Here is a 2,527-nt window from a genome sequence, read left to right as displayed (position 1 = left end):
TCATTCCAATTCATATTTCCTCTTTATCGACAAGGGAGGCAAAAAAACCGGTTCGGGATGCTTCAGATATCGCTCCCGGTTTGCGCCGCTGCCGCTTCAGGCAGCATCAACAACTGTTTCCAGAATGGCCGCCGACGCGTGAGGATGGCCTTGACGGTCTCTTGTACCTCCTGCCATTTCTCCTGCTCGCTGACCAGTTCGCGCTCGTTGAGCAGAATCGGTACATGCTGCGACTCGACCTGGCGCAGCACCCGGCTGGCCACGTCGGTGGAACTCATGGTGGCGGCCTGGGGATCAGCCAGTGAGTCGTAGACCAGTCGCTGGAACAGTGGCGCGGCCACGCCACTCCCCAGCAAGGGCGAGGCGAACACGCGATAGCCGGTATCGAGCTGGGCAATGGCCTGGTTCAGGCGCTGCGCCGGAGCACGATCCTGCAAGGCAGACTGCAGCAGATAGGGCGCGGCCTGTCCGGTGTCGATCAGCAGGGCCGCCAACTGGGCAAGTTCACTCAGACTCTTGCCCTGCAGGGACGACAGTTGGCGCAGTTCCGCCAGGCTTTTCGGCCCCTGCGCAAGAGCGTCCAGTATGACGTTATAGATTTCTCCATCGGGCTGGTATTGGCGTAGCGGGAATCCCATCTTCAGGCTCACCGTCTCCCGCAACACCGTCAGTGCCAGGCCAATGCGACTGAACCACTGTTCTTGGCGATGGGAGCTGACAGGCCGCTTGCCGCGCACGTAGATGTCCTTGCGAAAGCACGTGTTCTTGAGATAGTCCTTCACCGTTTCGCGCAGTCCCGGATCCTGGATCTCCTGCAGAAAGTCGCGCTGCTCCGCACTCAGGTAAAGCTCGGGAAATGCCCATGACAAGTCGGCCGACCCCACATAATCCAGCTTGGCCTGGGCCGCATCGCGGGCCACATCGACGTGATAAAGCGGCTCCCAGCCCTGGTTCATGTACTCATGGGCTAGATAGGGCGATCGGCTGGCATCTTCCTCCATCGCTCCCCGCAGATAGTTCTGCAGATTCGCGCTGGTATTGCTGGTGAAATAGCCGGCACGCGTTTCCATCAGGCCACGCACCAGCGAGCGGGCCTTGTCGATTTGCGCCGACTTGCTACCCGGATAGAGAGTGGCGTGCTCCAGCAACAGGCGCTGGAACGGCAAGGTCGTAGTCCAGCCTGGCATGGCGTTGTAGCTCAGGTAGACGATCCCACCCGGCTTCAGGTAGCGCTTGACCAGCCGCATGATGTGATGGCGGTTGTCGGCGTTGACCCAGCTGTAGACGCCATGCATCGTGATGAAATCCACTGGCGGCAGGTCGATGACGCCCTCGGCCAGATCAGCGAAACTATTTTCCAGAAAGTGGATGTTCTGGAGCCCAGCCGTTTGCGCCAATTGCCGGCTGGCCGCGATGTGTGCCGGATTGAAATCGACGGCATAGAAATCAGCGTGCGGATTGGCTGCGGCCAGGATATTGGCAGTCAGTCCCTGGCCCGACCCTAGTTCCAGATAGCGGAAATGCCGCTCAGGGGAAGGTGGTTCGCAGCCATTGAGCAGGCAGGCGAAACTGAGCAGGGCCGGACTCTGTTCAGGAAAGAACGCGGCCACATAATCGATATCGGACACATACCCTTCGTGCCATTGCATGGATCTTCCTTATATTGAGTTGAGATGACGAAGCCAGCATTGCTGTATAGGGACGTGCGCAATGCTCACCTGAGAAAATTGCCGCCACGGCTGCTCTGCTGGTGGCTTACTGCGCGGCAGGCGGCGAATTCGATGCCAGGGGAAGTACTCGTCCAGACGCAGCTCCTCGTCATCCCCGAACTGTTCCAGTGAGGGTGACCTGCGGCGTTTGCGATTTTTTTGTGGCCCGTTCTCGCGCTCCATGGCGTCGATGCCAGACAGATGCCTTTTCATGCTTATCTCCAACCGGAATGAATGCAACTTGATTTCTGAAGCAGTGTTGCCGGGATCGATCCGGCAGCCCTCAGGTCTGCGCCAGACCCGAGCTTGGTAGCCATGGTGCTTCGAACAGCACACCATGCACACGGGCGAACTGGGCGCGCTCACGCAAGGACTTGCTGAGCCCGCTCGTCCATTTCCCCGGGTTCTTGTTGGCCTGGGCTGGCGCCGTGGCTGTCCAAGCGCCCTTCTGCGTAACTTCCCTGCCCTCGCTGACGCGGCGCATGTAGGGTTTATCCACACGCGTGCCGCGAGCCAGCTCATCACCCTGGGGAATCGCTTCCAAGGCATTACTGACCTGCGTATCCATGCGCTGCCAGTGCGTGATGTCGCCCTGGACAATCTCTGACGAATCACCGTAACGACGCTTGTTGCTCACCCGGCTCTGAGCCGCTCCGGGCGCACGTTCCAGGAAGGCACGCGTGCCCCGCCTGGGATGGTCGATCGCGTTGGTCGGTGCACTCGGCGGCGCGGCCGGGGCCGGTGCTGACGGCGCAGGGGCAGCGGTCTGTACGGACTGGCTCTCCTGCATATCGATGAATCACGCAGGACAATGCGAG

Annotated in this window: 3 protein-coding genes; all 3 read right to left on the bottom strand. The window is 60.2% G+C overall.

The window, feature by feature from the left end; genetic code table 11:
- Positions 1–62 precede the first annotated feature (62 nt).
- Complete coding sequence (locus I5W_RS09410) at positions 63–1,649, bottom strand: class I SAM-dependent methyltransferase (protein ID WP_044529026.1); 1,587 nt, start codon at positions 1,647–1,649, stop codon at positions 63–65.
- A 9-nt stretch (positions 1,650–1,658) separates the two neighbouring features.
- Positions 1,659–1,922 (bottom strand): hypothetical protein, encoded by a 264-nt coding sequence (locus I5W_RS29670; protein WP_083893506.1) that lies wholly within the window; start codon positions 1,920–1,922, stop codon positions 1,659–1,661.
- Positions 1,923–1,992: 70 nt separating this feature from the next.
- Positions 1,993–2,346, bottom strand: coding sequence for a hypothetical protein (locus tag I5W_RS09405; RefSeq protein WP_252716964.1), 354 nt, complete (start codon positions 2,344–2,346; stop codon positions 1,993–1,995).
- Positions 2,347–2,527 lie beyond the last annotated feature (181 nt).

It is taken from the genome of Herbaspirillum sp. B65 (assembly GCF_000333555.1).
In the GTDB taxonomy this organism is placed as follows: Bacteria; Pseudomonadota; Gammaproteobacteria; order Burkholderiales; family Burkholderiaceae_D; genus Herbaspirillum; species Herbaspirillum rubrisubalbicans.
The sequence above is the reverse complement of the archived record's forward strand: the minus strand, read 5'-3'. Positions and strand labels throughout refer to the sequence as shown.